Origin of the sequence: Pollutimonas subterranea (assembly GCF_002849655.1) — a bacterium.
Classification (GTDB): domain Bacteria; phylum Pseudomonadota; class Gammaproteobacteria; order Burkholderiales; family Burkholderiaceae_B; genus Pollutimonas; species Pollutimonas subterranea.
Genome location: NZ_PDNW01000002.1, coordinates 306,656 through 321,636, shown reverse-complemented (window position 1 = coordinate 321,636; position 14,981 = coordinate 306,656). Strand labels below are relative to the sequence as shown.

Below are 14,981 nucleotides of genomic sequence, written 5' to 3'. Positions count from 1 at the left end.
AAGATTGGAAGCCATAGAGCACCGATGTTGACTTTCTTTTAATCGGTTTCTGAGACGAGAGTACGGCAATTTCATCGAGCTCGGCAGCGCTCCGCGAAGCTCTCAATGAGACGATTGAGAAATTTGAGACTGACCAGAATCGACGCTTCATGAAAAACTCCGGCGATCTTGTTGACGCGTCAATTGTGAAATAGCTCCGCGATTCCGTCATCACCTCCGGAATTGTCGATGAAAAGAATCAATAACCTTCCTCCGCGCTTGCTGTCATATTTTTTATTGATTTCGGGTGTGTCGCTGAATGTGCAGGCCGGAACAGTGACGCTTGAAACGTCAGAGGCTGACACGAACCACCAATGGCAGATCGACGGGAAGTCAGTCAAAGCGAATACCGAGATTGACGTCACGGCCGAATTCGATGCTTCCTTGTTGCTTGATGCCAAGTCCAGCGTCAATCACTATGGCTTGATCTTCAGTCATAAGTCAGACGATAAAACGGCCACCATTACGGCCAATGTCAAAACATCATCGGCCGGGATCGCGGCATTCCAAAATGGCCTCGCGCTACCGCCAGGGCGCAACCTTGTATATATCTTCGGTAAGGGCGCTCAAGACAAGAAGCACGATTCCGGCGCGGTCGGCCCCAAGCTCGACGTCACTGTTTCGGCGCCCTTGAAGGTGCAATTCGACCAAGTAACTTTCGCGGGCCGGCTGCAGGGGCCTACCAGTGCTTATCAGTTCCGTTCCGGAGGAGCCGACGGCTGGACAGAGGGCGACCACTTGCGGCAAGCGGCCAACGGATCGGCCCTCGTTGTCAATCTCCAGACGGCGAGCGGGACCGGCCTGATCGCGTCTGGCGGGCTGGCCAAGGGCAGCAGCAGTCTTCCGTGGCGCGCCGGCGCAGCACTCCTTAACGCCGTTTCCAAAGGAGGCGATGGCTACACCAGCCAGACTACGGATTCCATGGGCCAGAGGGTCGACCTGTCGGGAGCTGGGGCCTTCGGCGGCAACGTCAAGGTTACCGTGGGCAAGGGGGCCACGCTACAACTGGGGTCCGAAAGCGATCCCTTGACGACCAGGGCTGATTCTCCCGTGGTTGGCGTTCTTGCCTTATCTCAGGGAGGCATGGGTGGGCATGGTGACGGGCACATGGCTGACAACGGCAAAGGCGGCGAGGTGGATCTGAGTTTCAACGGAGCGCTGACTGGAAACGCGCCGTACACCATGGGGATTGTTGCGGCGAGCGTCGGGGCAGCTTCCGAAGACCCCAGCAATACGCAGAAATGGCTGGGCGTATCCGGTGGCGGCAGCAATGTCGATGTCCAACTTCAGGCCGGCACCATTGATCTTGCCAGCACCAATGTGATCGGCTTGGTCGCCACGAGTACGGCGGATAATCCACTTGGCAAGGGCGATAGCAAGCCGGTTATCCATGGCGACCCGAACAGCTACCGCGACGTGTCAGTATCGCTTGACGCCAACAGTCGCATCACGGTGGGCAACATCACCGACAAGGCCACCGCCACGGACACCACGATCGGTATCCTGGCGAACAGCTCGGTCGCCTGGAACCAGCACCCTTTCGGCGGCACCACGCCCGGCACGCAGACCAGCCCGGGCAAGGCCGGCAACATCACGGTGACCAACCAAGGCACGGTTACTGCTTCGGGTAGTCAAGCCATCGGCATCCTGGCCCAATCGATCGCTGGCGACGGCGCCAGTATCAGCGGTGGCATATTTCCTTTCGTCGGTGGTTCCGGCAACGTCGGCGGCACGGCCGGCAACATTTCCTACGTGGGCGACGGCGGCAAGATTACGGCCACAGGAGACGGCGCTATCGGGCTGCACATGCAGTCAATCGCGGGTGGCGGCGGCAACGGGGGCAACGCGGCCGGACTCTTTGTTGCGGTTGGTGGCAAGGGCGGTGCAGGCGGCACGGCGGGCACACTTAGCCTTTCCCAAAAGAACGGCGGCACCATCATCACTACCGGGGACTACGCGCAGGGAGTGTTGATGCAGTCCATTGGCGGTGGCGGGGGCAACGGCGGGTACGCCAAGGCGTTCTCCCTGGGCACGGTGGTAACAGGTACTGTGGGCGGTTCAGGAGGTCCCGGGGGCACGGGTGGGGACGTGTTCTTGGGCGGCCTGAACGATGCCGGCACAGATCAGACAGGAACAATTACTACCTCGGGCCAGCACGCACATGGCATCGTGGTCCAGACGATGGGTTCGGGCGGGGGAAAAGGCGGCGCGGCGCACAGTTATGATGCCGGTACCGGAATTACCGTGTCGCTGGCGGTGGGCGGCAGCGGCGGCAAAGGCGCCAATGGCGGCGACATCCGAGGCGCTGGTGGCGCAGCGAGCGGCTCGTCGATCGGCGATGTCGTGACCACTGGTCACGATGCTTTCGGCATGGCGCTGCAGAGCATCGGAGGCGGAGGCGGCATGGGTGGCGCTTCCACCGCTGCAGCGTTCTCGGCGCTCTCCATACCGGAAATGCCAAACGTGACCATCAGCATGAGTCTTGGCGGTTCCGGAGGCATAGGCGGCGATGGCGGCAACATCGATTTCGACCTGGTCAATGATATGCAAACGCAAGGTGCGTCTTCGACTGGCTTTGTCATGCAGTCTATCGGCGGCGGCGGAGGCATCGGTGGGGACGCTACAGCGGGCAGCGGCTCCTTCCTGGCGAACTCCGAATTTGCCCTCAACACAGCAGTGGCCGTGGGTGGCACCGGCGGTGCTGGCGGCAAGGGTGGCAAGGTTCGTCTGGGCTTGTCGGGCACGCAGACGACCCGCGGCCACAATGCCAATGCCGTTCTGGTGCAATCGATTGGCGGCGGCGGCGGTATGGGCGGAGTAGGCAACGCGGCCACCGTGGTTGCGGTCCCCCTTGAAGAAGCCAACTACAGTGTCGCTTTAGGCGTGGGCGGCGAGGGCGGAAAGGGAGCCGGCGGTGGCGATGTGACGGTCGCTTCGCGCTCAGCCTCTGTCATCCGCACATTGGGCTCCGGGGCGAGTGGCATCACAGCGCAAAGCATCGGGGGCGGTGGTGGTATCGCCGGCGACGCCGGAACGCAGGGCGTGGGTGGCAAGCTGAAGACGCAGATTGCTGCGGGAGGCGATGGAGGCTCTGGGAACAATGGCGGCAAGGTTACCGTGAACTATTCCGGGCAGATCAGTACGGGTGGCCGCTATCAGGTTCAGTACGAGAATACGTCGGGCGGTACATCCTTGACGACACCGATCGCGGTGGGTGGCGGTTCGCATGGCATCGTGGCGCAATCGATCGGCGGCGGTGGTGGCAAGGCGGGCAACGCTGACCCTTCGAAGGCGCTGCTGCCGGACCTCGCTGAAATCATCATTGATGACGCGAACAAGCTCATGGATGCCAAGGGCACAATCATGTGGCTGGCAAGCCGCGTCGTGAACTGGGAGAAAAAGGAACACGAGTTTCCCAAGGCTTTGTCCGTGGGCGTCGGCGTGGGCGGTACCGGCGGCGCTGGCGGCAACGGAGGCGAGGTGGATGTGTCGATAGGCAAGAACACCACTATTCTTACGCAAGGCCATCGTTCCTATGGGATCTTCGCCCAATCAGTTGGCGGTGGCGGCGGCGAGGCGGGCAGCGCCGCGGGTGATGCCCTGGTGGATGCCGACATCGACCTCAGCCCATTGACCGGCGCGGATTTTGATCTTGCGGTAAACGTCGGTGGCAAGGGCGGCACAGCCGGGAACGGCGGTAATGTCCGCGTCGACACGAGCAGTTTCGGCGGGACGGCATCGGACAACTTCATCGCAACCTCGGGCTATGGTTCTCATGCGGTATTCATGCAGTCTGTTGGTGGGGGCGGCGGTGTTGCGCACGAGGGTTCCATTTTTGGTCTGGGAGGCAAGCTGGCCGGGGCCGACGTTCCAGCCGTGACCCTGGGCAGCATCGATGCGTCCAAGGCGTCGTCGGGCGATGGTGGAAGCATCTATTTCGGTACTACGAATTTTTCGGTGTCAACGGTAAGCCAAGTTCAAACAGCGGGCGATGACGCAGCGGCCATATTCGCGCAGTCGATCGGCGGCGGCGGTGGCGTGGCCAGTGTAGGTTGCACGAACAGCGGTCGCGCTTCCGGCTCCCTGGGGGCAAGCGCTTGCCACACCAATGCGGGTACAGCCGACAGTGACACACCGCCTGGCGAGCATATCCCATCAAAATTCCTGAACGGCCAGCAGCTCTTCCACCTTGAGCTCGCGGGTGACGGCAAGGGGAACGGCGGGGCCATAACGCTGGACCCCGGCGCGGGAACCTATGCGACGACAGGCGATCGCAGCCCCGTCATCCTGGCTCAGTCCATTGGCAGCGGAGGCGGCTATATGACCGCCGACATGGCCAATCTTGCGTACGCGACTATCGCGGGTAGCGCTAAGCCCGGAGGCAGTGGAGGCGACATAAACATTGGTGTGTCGGGGATGGACATCACCGCCGCCGGACATGGCTCCTGGGGCATACTGGCCCAATCCATCGGCTCTGGTGGCGGCGTCGTTGGTGATCTGTCAGCCGATCTGCTGTACGTACCTGACGTGAATGTCGCCTCTTCCCGCAAAAGCGGCACGCATGGCGGCGATATCTCGGTCTCGGTCACTTCGGGTTCGTCGATTATCGTGGGTCAGGGCAAGGAAGGTGAAGATATTGTCAACGCCCATGCCATCGTCGCCCAAAGCCTTGGCTCTTCGGGCGGCATCGTGGCGGCCCAGGAGTTCGCCAACGAAACGATGACCGACCGGGCATTGCGCTTCGAAGCGTCGAATATGATCGACGGTTATGGTGGTGGCATATCGATTGCCACCTCGCCCAACACTATTGTGGAGACGCGGGCGATCGGTGGCGTGGCGATCCTCGCTCAGAGTGGCGGCTCATATGCCAACCATGACAAGAACGGTATAGACATTTCCATTGAAGGGGAAGTCATTGGTGGCCGTACCGCCACCAATCCGCGCACGAATCGGAAAGTGAATGGCGTCGGTGTGATGGTATCGGGCGGTGGCGTCGAAAAGTCGGGCTTCGAAAACACAATTACCGTAACTAAGGCTGGCTCGATCACGACACACGGAGGTGCCGGTAGCGGGTATGCCATCCAGGCCGATTACGGGGTCACGAATGTCGATAACAGCGGCGCCATCACCGGCAGCATTGATCTAGGGTCGACACCGGGTAATGTCACCAACAAAGCAACCGGTATTCTGAACGCCGGAGCGAGCTACCGGATCGACGGCAGCAGTCTGGATAACTACGGTGTCCTCAACGTAGGCTTGATTGACACGGTGGGCACGACCACGATAGACGGACGGCTCAACCAGTACGACAGCGGGCGCACGGTCATAACCGTGGACGCTGCCAATGTGGGTGCGACGCACGACGCGCTGGCAATCAAGGGCGTTGCCAACTTAGGTGGCATCGTCGAGGCGCACGCAATTTCCTTGCTGCCAACTGACCATGCCATTATCGAGGCATCCGCACTGAACTTCACCGGCGCAATCAAACAGTCGCTGCTGTTCAGCTGGAAGCACCAGTTGGACGGTAACCGCTTGTCCATCACTCCCATTGCCAACTTTCGCCCTGCCGGACTAGGGCTCAGTGAGACGGCCGACAGTCTGGTGTCGTACCTCGAACGTGGCTGGAACCGTGCCGACCGCGGCAAGGCCCGTTTGTTCGGTTACCTGAACCACGTCAATGGCAGCGGCCATTATCAATACACACTGGACCAATTGGGCGGTCAACATTTGCACGCGCAACCGCAACAAATGCTGGCCAGCGCCTACAACAGTTTCAGCGACGGCATGAGCTGCCCAATGTTCCACACTCCTGCGGTACGCGTGAATGGAACCGGGTGTGTGTGGGCGCGGGCTAGCGGCAATCTCACTGACCAGTCCGCCAACGGCCACAACCTGGGCTATGAGTCCGAGGGAGGTGGGTTGCGGCTGGGTGTACAGCGCCAGCTGGATAATCAATGGACGTTTGGAGCCACATTCGGGGCAAACCTGAATCGCCTGAGTTCGGACGGCTTTACCAGCAAGGGTGAAGTCTTTGATGCCTCAGTGTCACTCAAGCGCCAGATTGGCAATTGGTCGATCACGGGCGCATTGGCAGCCGCTCACGGAACCTTTCGCAATGACCGTCGGCCCCAACTGGGTGGAGTGGGCGATGCGCTGGGGCTGAATACCACTTATTCCAGCCAATCAAAAATGACGATGGTAGGCGCACGCGTGCGCACGGCCTACGACATCAATCTCGAGGATAGCTACCTTCGTCCCTACCTTGACTTGGATGTGATGCACAACCGCAGCCCAGCGTTCAGCGAATCAGGTGCCGGCCCGCTGGGTTTGAATATGAGTTCCGTGAGCAATACCAACGTGGCGATCACGCCGATGATGGAACTCGGCACACGCTATGACCCGAGCGGGAACACATCCTTGCGCGTCTATGCCAGTACAGGCGTCAGTTTTCTACCGAACAACCGACGTACCAGCCAGAACAGCTTTATTGGGGCAATCAATTCTACCGGCACGTTCAATGTCACCACCGAAGCACCGTCAATCGTCGGTCGCTTAAACCTGGGCGTGCATATGTTTAACAAGGACGGGCTGGATCTGAACGCGGAATATGGTCTGCAAGCCGGCAGCAGCTACCGCTCGCAGAACATAAGCGCCCGTTTAACGTATCGGTTCTGAAGTGGTGCCCGGACCTTCAGGAGACTTGCGTTGAGCAAGCCCTTGAGCCACTGCGCCCATCAGAAGTTCAGGTCCGTGGCTGTGGCCGCCCCGGCCTGATTCTTCATCATGGTGCTGCCATTCATGCAGCAGGCGCGAAATGACGTCGCCGACAGCCGCTCTGTTTGTGTGGGTCTGGGCGTTACTGTCTTGACCCTGATAGATGATCTTGCCTTTCTTGATGGTTTGCTCTACCTTCAAACCGCTCAATTTTTCAGGATCGATCGCTGTAGGGTCATCAGACAGCACAACAAAGTCAGCCAACTTGCCGGGTTTGATCGATCCCTTGTCGCTTTCTTCGAAGTGCTGGTAGGCCGGCCAGATCGTCATGGCCTTCAGTGCGGTCATCACGTCGACGCGCTGTTGCGGCCCCAGGATGTCGCCCGAACGCGAACGGCGTGTGACCGTGGCTGATAGCACGCGCATCGAATCGGGAAAAGCGACCGGTGCATCGTGATGCGAAGAAAACATCATGCCACGCTCGCGTACCCAGCCGGTTGGTGAAATATTGTCGGCGTTGATAGGACCAACCGTGCGATCGCGGTGCCAGTCGCCCCAGTAGAACGTGTGCATGGGAAACAAGGAAGGAAAAACATCAAGTTTGTCCATGGTGGCGACTTGATCCTTGCGCAGGAACTGGCCATGAATCAATACGGCCCGGCGATCTTTGATGCCGTGCTTTTCTCTGGCTGTTTTTATTGCAGCCAACAATATATCGGAAGCCGCTTCGCCATTGGAATGGGTAAGGATTTGGATATCGTTCTGGAATGCCCAGTCGATGGAATCGAACACTTGTTCAGGGGTTGCCGCCGAGTAGCCGCGATAGTCCGCCCGGTAGCCCTCGGGCGGGTTGTAGTAAGGGCGGTCGCGATAGGCGGTGAAGCCCTGTGGCGAACCGTCAATAGTCAACTTGGCGCCGCCGACCCGAAAGCCATTGATATACGTTTTGCTGGCATGCTTGGCGATAAAGTCCCTGTCTTGCAGAACGTCCACATAGGTCACAACGTCGATGGGTATTTTTCCTGCCGCTGCCGACTGCTGCATAAAGGGCACGATGGTCGACGTGGCGCGTCCCTCCTGGCCCGTGGTGTAGCCGTACTTGCTCAGTAACTCTGTGCCAGCCACAAACAGCGCTTGCGCTTGCGCTGCGCTCATCCCATTGAACTGCTTGGCCAGCGCATTGAAGAACGCTGCTTCCTCCAACACACCATTGGGCCGTGAAGCCTCCTTGTCGCGACGGATAACACCTCCTTGAGGATCGGCCGTTGCCGCAGTGATCCCGGCAAGCTCCAACGCTTTGCTGTTCATCCCCCCGATATGACCTGATTGATGAATAATCATGACCGGTATGTCCTTGGACACTAGATCAAGATCGTCACGGGTCGGATGCCGTTGTTCAGCCAGTTGTGCGTCGTCATAGCCGAAACCTAGAATCATGCCGATACTTTTCTCGGTGGAGGCATGCTCGCTCGCCCATTGCGTTAACGTACTTTGCAAACCTTTAATGTCTTTCACCTTGCCATCGGGCGGCGATAACAAATTGGCTGAGACCGCCTGCAAGCCGATCATGAAGGCATGGCCATGCGCATCGACAAAGCCCGGTAGCAATGTCCGTCCTCCCAGATCGTGCATAACGGTCTGCTTGCCGCGATAACGCTCTATTTCGCTACTGGAACCCACAGCCAGAATCCTGCCGTCCTTGACTGCTACCGCTTCAACGCGCGGCCGACTCTGGTCGATCGTCAGGATGGGGCCACCAGACCAGATTTGCTCGGCCATTTCGGCCCCTGAAGCAGACTGCGCAAGCAGCACGCTTCCAAATAAAGCGGCTAATCGAACCGCGGTGGTTAGTTTCATCGGAATCTCCCGGGAGTTTGATATAAGAGTTGGTACATTGCGTGCACTGACGGCGCGGAAGCTGAACCCAACGCCGGTCCAGGTTGAGGCTTAAGCCTTACCCTCGGACGCCGTGTTGGGTAGCAATTGCTTGGTAGCGACACCATGAATAAGACGATGATGGCTGTCTTGGGTGTCGGCTTGGTCGTCTGATAAGTAAACCAGAAACGTCGGGGTGCGATCAGCCGTCAACTGTGCGAATGTGCCACAAACATGCAGGTGTTTGTCAGTCTCAACTATCTTAATTCTCTCATTAAGGAATGTCTGCCAAAAAAACGACCCCTTTGCCGAACACCACCCGAATGGGCAAGGGCATACGTTGTTTTTGGGCTTTATTACGTAGGCGACTCAGCACCACGTCGACACGATGTGTGTCGCGCTCGTCGTGAAACCCAAACAGGTGTTCATGGAGGACCTCCTTGTTGCACACTTCGCTTGGGTACCGCATTAAGACGCTGATCAGTCGAGCTTCCTGACTGGTCAAAAGCATTTCGTGGCCGTCGGGCCCGGACAGGCACTTATCCTGAAGCACCCACCTTGCCGGTGCTACCGGTTTAGACGGCTTGGAGTCCGATGACTGTGACTGCAATCTTTGCCATAACTGATTGATAGTAAGAACCAGATCCGAGAAATTCACCGGTTTTACCAGGTAAGCATCCGCGCCTAGTTCCATTCCGCGGAGTCTGTCTTGTTGGCTTCCCCTTGCGCTCATTACTATCAATCCGTATGAGCCTAGCTCGCGAAGATACTCCAGCACGCTGAATCCATTCTCTCCTGGCAAGCCGATGTCAATCAGCACGACATCCACGGGGTTTGCATGTAGGTGTCTCCAGAAAGCTTCGGCACTACGCTGGCCCCAAGCGCTATAACCCTTTGCCTCCAGAAAGAATCGCAACTCCTCTTGAAGGTCCAGGTTATCCTCAAGAATGGCAATTCGTATTTCGCTCTTTCGTATCATGATGATGCGCCCGTGGCGGATATGTAAATAGACAACTCAAAACAGCTACCTTCGGGCCCGCTCCGAGCGAGTTCCAGCTCGCCGCCATGCGCATGAGCGATTTGCCTCGCAACATAAAGGCCAAGGCCGGAGCCGCCTGGATCATGCCCCGCCATTGACGATAGTTGCCGCCGACGATGGCGTTCAAAAATTAAAGTGGCGTCTTCGATCGGAATTCCGGGGCCGCGATCCAAAATGCTGACCACAATGCGTTCATTTCTAAAGGTCAGGTCTACATCGACGCGGCCTTTGTCGCTGTACTTGATTGCGTTGTCCAGAACGTTTGATACGGCAATACGCAGCATCGCGCCGTCGGCCTGGACCAGTATCTCTTGCCGGGTAAGCTTGTCGACGCTTTGCCCTTGCACTGTCAGCCGCCACTGATGATCCTGTGAGCCATCAACGATTTCGGCAGCAGAGCGGACCACGTCAAGCAGATTGATCAGCTCCATATGCAACTGCAAACCGTCGGCATAAAGACGCGAGTCCGCCAGGCAATTGTCGGTCAGTTGCACAAGACGATGAGTAGCACGTCGAATGCTTTGATAGCGCCTTCTTTGCTGCTTGTCCGAGACTGAAAGCAGTTGAAGATTCTCCAGGGCGCTGGTAATGACGGCTAACGGGTTGCGAAACTCGTGCGACACCATGCCGATGAATTGGCGTTGATGGAAACTGGCTTCCCGCTCCAGTTTTAACTCGTGCGCCAGTTGCCGCTTTTCCTGAGTTTCCCGTGCCTCTTGTTGGATGCGATAGGCGACCCACCCCAGTATTGTCAGCATGTTGACCATGATCACATACTGCCACAGACCATAGATGTGTTTGTTGTAGGGAATCAAGCCAATGAGCGACATCAACGCAACAATACCCGCGGCCACGTACAGTGCCGGCATAAGGCCCAACACCAAGGTCATGGCGTCGCGGTCCTCATCTCGCCAAACTATCCACGCACCCGCAGCAAGTATCAAGGCAGTAGAAATGCACAGCACGCCTTGAATCTTGATAGCCTGTCCATAGAAATCAAAGGGAATGCTAAGCGGTAGCAACAGGCTTAAGCCTATCGCAATCATTATCAAGCGATGCAGGCCCGGGCGGCGCTCGCGCAAATTGAGTGCCTCTGTTGTTACCCAAAGCAGGCTCGTGTACCCCAGCAGCGTCAGTATGCTGGTGAGGTAGTGCTGCCAATGAAACGGGCTGTCGAAGAACCAATCGATATAGCCCTGAATGCAGGCAACAAGCCAATACGTAAGAGAAAACGCGCAAAGTGCCCATGCAAGAGGGCGACGAAAAAGAAACGCGACAAATACGGCAAGGGCGGTTGAAAGCGCCGCCAGACCGAAATAGAAGCTCCAAAATGCAGTGTCGCGAGCTGCCTCGCTCAAGAAAGCTTCCGGAACCCAGAGCGTTCCATCCAAGAGTATGGAGCTGGAGCTCTGTATCTGGATCACGACATCGTATCCCGGCGTGCCTAACGGCGCAGCGAGTGCGAATACAGGAAACCGGTAATCCATATCGCCAGGAGCACGAGGCCACATGTCACCTGCGCGATGAATCGACCAATCCCCGCTACTCGCAGAGGGACGATAGTAAAGCGTAATGTGATCAAGAAAATTGGGACCAAGTTGCAACCAGCGATCTTGTCCATTGAATAAATCGGCAGGCAAGGAGAATCTCAACCATACCGGCGACTGCGTATACCCTATCGACAGTACATTGCGCTGTTCCGTAAGAGCGTCGGCCGGCAAAGCCATGAAATCATGAATATCGAGGCCGGCGGATGTGTCTTCGTACCACCGAAATGGTATGTCCTTTCCGAGTTGACTTTGGGCTATGGCCGCTGGACCGACACATAGGAATAACAATAAATGGACGGCGAGGGTCAGCCGATGAACCCACACCTTTAAACCCGCCATTGCAACGCGTTCTGGCCTCTCCACACCCGGAGTTGAATTTGGGAATGGATCAGGATGGAGTCGGTCGCGATAAAAAGCTATCCTCCCAATTGAACTTGCGTTATCAGTCACCGCGATCATCCCGAACCTACACGGCTCGCTGCAAATTAGTCAGGGGTAGCGCCGTTTTATACGAGACCTGCTTGAGCGCAAAGCTGGAGCGGATTTTGTCGATGCCGGGAATGGGCGTGAGCTGGTTCAGGATAAAGCGCTCGAGCGCGGCAATATCCGAAACGGCGACGCGGATCAGATAGTCGGAGTCTCCAGTCATCAAATAGCATTCCATGACTTCATCGTGTACCGCGATACGCTGTTCGAAATTGGAAAGGGATTGCTTTGATTGCGACTTCAGGCTGATCGAAATGAAGACGTTTAATCCCAAGCCAAGCGCGGCGGCATTGGCCAATGCCACATAGCGCCCAATAATTCCGGCGGCTTCCAGCGCTTTGACCCGTGCCAGACAGGGCGATGGCGATAAATGCACACGCTTTGCCAGTTCGACGTTGCTGAGCGAGCCGTCATGTTGCAGCTCATCGAGAATTCGCAAATCTATCGTATCAAGCTTCATTATTTTGGGTTTGCAAGGTTTTGCAGCATTTTATGCTGAATTCATGTCAAATTTTTGTTGATTTTAACAGCACATTTTTCGCCAAATTGTACACACTATAGACAGTCCACCCTTACGCATACACCGAGCTGGAGCTCCCATGAACGCACCTCTCCCTCTTTCGCATTACACACACGACCGTAGCCATACCAATGTCGACGTCGACCCCCAGGAGACCGCAGAATGGCGGGAGGCGTTCCAATCCTTATTGGCGGCGCACGGGCCGGCACGCGCCGGGTTCATGCTGGGCGAGCTGGAGAAGCTTGCTTCCGTTGCCGGAATTGCCTGGAACGCTCCCCTGGGAACGCCTTATGTCAATACCATTGCGGCGGATCGGCAAGCACCGTTCCCCGGCGATTTGGCACTGGAGGAAAAACTGGGTGCGATCATGCGCTGGAATGCGCTGGTCATGGTGGTGCGCGCGAACGCCGCATATGGCGAGCTCGGTGGCCACATTGCCAGCTATGCCAGCGCGGCGGATTTGTTCGAGGTGGGTTTTAATCATTTTTTCCATGCCCGCGAACAGACCGAAGGAGGGCATGGCGGTGATCTGGTGTTTTTTCAGCCGCATAGCGCACCTGGCGTGTACGCCCGTGCCTTTTTGGAAGGACGGCTAAGCCAAGCCGACCTGGAGCATTATCGTCAGGAAATCGAGGGCCCGCGCCACGGCGCCAGGGGTCTGTCCAGCTATCCGCACCCCTACCTCATGCCGGACTTCTGGCAATTTCCCACGGGTTCCATGGGCATAGGTCCCATCAGCTCCATCTATCAAGCCCGCTTCATGCGCTATCTGACCCATCGGGGCCTGGTCAATTGCGAAGGCCGCAAGGTCTGGGGTGTCTTTGGCGATGGGGAAATGGACGAGCCCGAATCCATGAGCGCCCTGACGTTGGCCGCCCGGGAAGGTCTGGACAACCTGGTTTGGGTGGTCAATTGCAACTTGCAAAGGCTGGACGGTCCGGTACGCGGTAATGGCAGAATCATTGACGAGCTCGAAAAACTGTTTCTCGGTGCCGGCTGGAATGTCATCAAGACGCTGTGGGGAAGCGATTGGGATGGCCTGTTCGCCCGCGATCATAATGGCGCGCTGACCTCGGCCTTATCCCGGACGGTAGACGGCCAGATGCAAACGTTCGCCGCCAAGGATGGTCGTTATAACCGCGATCATTTTTTTGGTCAGAATGAAGAGTTGAAACGATTGGTGGAAGGCTTAAGCGACGAGCAAATCGACAAGCTGCGGCGCGGCGGCCACGACGTCGTCAAGATCTATGCCGCCTACGCCGCGGCGGCCAAGCATAAAGGCCAGCCCACCGTTATTTTTGCGCATACCAAGAAAGGGTACGGCATGGGCAGCTCCGGCCAAGGCCGCATGACCACGCATTCACATAAAAAACTGGATGCCACTGACTTGATTGAGTTTCGCAACCGGTTCAAGCTGCCCTTGACCGATGAACAGGTCGTGGGGCTTGAATTCTACAAGCCGGCGGACGACAAGCCCGAGATGCGTTACCTTCATGCCAAGCGTAGCGTGCTGGGTGGTTACCTGCCTGCACGGATCACCCAGGCCGCGATCGTTCCCGTCCCTGAGTTGGAGCATTACGGGCGGTTCGCCCTCACGGACAGCGGCCGCGAAATGTCGACCACCATGGCCTTCGTACGCCTGTTGGGTGCACTGCTTAAAGACGACGCGTTGGGTGCGCGCATCGTTCCTATCGTGGCTGACGAGGCACGCACCTTCGGCATGGCTAATCTGTTCAAGCAAGTGGGAATTTACTCCAGCGTGGGACAGCGCTATGAGCCTGAAGACATCGGCTCGATATTGCATTACCACGAAGCCATCGATGGACAAATTCTTGAAGAAGGCATCAGCGAAGCCGGCGCCATATCCAGTTGGGTGGCCGCCGCGACCAGCTATAGCGTGCACGGCACGGCCATGCTTCCCTTTTATATCTATTACTCCATGTTTGGTTTCCAGCGGGTAGGCGACTTGATCTGGGCGGCCGCCGACCAGCGTCCACGTGGATTCCTGATCGGTGCGACGTCCGGCCGTACGACCCTGGCGGGCGAAGGGCTGCAGCACCAGGATGGCACCAGCCATCTCGTTGCCAGTACCATTCCAAACTGCAAGGCCTACGACCCCGCATTTGCGTGCGAACTGGCCGTTATCGTCGATCAGGGCATGCGGGAGATGCTGGTCGAGCAAAAAGACGTCTTTTATTACATCACCACGATGAACGAGAATTACGTCCAACCGGCCTTGGTTCAAGATTCAAGCGATGGCATCCTGCGCGGTGCTTATCGGTATGCGCGCTTTGAGGCCGCAACTGAGCAGGCAGCCGGTCTGCCCAGTCGCGTCACACTGCTCGGTTCGGGCGCAATATTGACCGAAGTCATCAAGGCTGCCGAGATATTGAGGCAAATGGGAATCACCAGCGATGTGCTAAGCATCACCAGCTGGAGCGAGCTGGCGCGTGATGGGCAGCGTCATCAATCAGCTCGCCTTCAGAACACGCCCTTGGAAGGCCAGGCCTTTATTGCGGAGCAGTTGGTGGGCAGCGGCGGCCCGATTATTGCGGCCACCGATTATGTGCGTTTGGTTCCGGAATCGATACGCGCCTACTTGCCGGCTGGGCGCGAGTACATTACCTTGGGCACCGACGGGTTCGGGCGCAGCGACACGCGTGCGCAGTTGCGGCGCTTTTTCGAGGTGGATGCGCAGGCGGTGGTGAATGCAGCGCTGGTGAGTTTGAGGTAGTGACATCACGATTCGGCATCGAAC

General features: G+C 57.6%; 6 protein-coding genes. 2 read left to right on the top strand and 4 right to left on the bottom strand.

Annotation, left to right across the window (positions count from 1 at the left end):
• The first annotated feature begins 228 nt into the window (after positions 1 to 228).
• Positions 229 to 6,714 (top strand): autotransporter outer membrane beta-barrel domain-containing protein, encoded by a 6,486-nt coding sequence (locus CR159_RS03900; RefSeq protein WP_102072691.1) that lies wholly within the window; start codon positions 229 to 231, stop codon positions 6,712 to 6,714.
• Here the strand turns inward: CR159_RS03900 and CR159_RS03895 are convergent.
• The 4 genes from CR159_RS03895 to CR159_RS03880 form a co-directional block, all read right to left on the bottom strand.
• Positions 6,697 to 8,610, bottom strand: coding sequence for an amidohydrolase (locus CR159_RS03895; protein WP_102072690.1), 1,914 nt, complete (start codon positions 8,608 to 8,610; stop codon positions 6,697 to 6,699). The two genes, CR159_RS03900 and CR159_RS03895, sit on opposite strands and share 18 nt — an antisense overlap.
• Positions 8,611 to 8,902: 292 nt before the next feature.
• Positions 8,903 to 9,607 (bottom strand): response regulator transcription factor, encoded by a 705-nt coding sequence (locus CR159_RS03890; protein ID WP_102072689.1) that lies wholly within the window; start codon positions 9,605 to 9,607, stop codon positions 8,903 to 8,905.
• Entirely contained in the window at positions 9,604 to 11,556 is a 1,953-nt protein-coding gene (locus CR159_RS03885) for a sensor histidine kinase (RefSeq protein WP_158238499.1), read from the bottom strand. Before CR159_RS03885 ends, CR159_RS03890 begins: the two co-directional genes overlap by 4 nt.
• Positions 11,557 to 11,683: 127 nt before the next feature.
• Entirely contained in the window at positions 11,684 to 12,163 is a 480-nt protein-coding gene (locus CR159_RS03880) for an Lrp/AsnC family transcriptional regulator (protein ID WP_102072687.1), read from the bottom strand.
• A 139-nt stretch (positions 12,164 to 12,302) separates the two neighbouring features.
• On the opposite strand from CR159_RS03880, the gene mdeB reads away from it, so the two are divergent.
• Positions 12,303 to 14,957 (top strand): alpha-ketoglutarate dehydrogenase, encoded by a 2,655-nt coding sequence (gene mdeB, locus CR159_RS03875; protein WP_102072686.1) that lies wholly within the window; start codon positions 12,303 to 12,305, stop codon positions 14,955 to 14,957.
• The last annotated feature ends 24 nt before the right edge of the window (positions 14,958 to 14,981 follow it).